The organism is Aquabacterium parvum (assembly GCF_001447195.1).
Classification (GTDB): Bacteria; Pseudomonadota; Gammaproteobacteria; order Burkholderiales; family Burkholderiaceae_C; genus Aquabacterium; species Aquabacterium parvum.
Genome location: NZ_LFRI01000588.1, coordinates 1 through 297, shown reverse-complemented (window position 1 = coordinate 297; position 297 = coordinate 1). Strand labels below are relative to the sequence as shown.

The window sequence follows — 297 nt, the reverse complement described above, 5'->3', positions numbered from 1 at the left end:
TTCGGGGCTTCGGTGGTACCGACACCATTCAGGATGCCGGAGGCAGCGACTTCATCGACGGGGGTGATGGTGATGACACCATTAAAGACACCGGTGCTGGCTCGAATCACATCTATGGTGGTGAAGGCAAGGACACGATCGAGTATGGTGCTGCCAGCAGCGCAAATTGGATTGAAGGCGGCGCAGGTAACGACACGATCAGTGCGATTGAAGGTTATCACCCTGCCTCGCAGGTCAACACCTTTGTTGGCGGAGCCGGCAATGACTTCATCACTGCATACCAGTCTGCAGATACCT

General features: G+C 55.2%; 1 pseudogene. It reads left to right on the top strand.

Annotated elements, in window-relative coordinates:
- Positions 1–297: pseudogene (locus tag ABG80_RS20785) on the top strand (hypothetical protein); the annotation flags it as partial.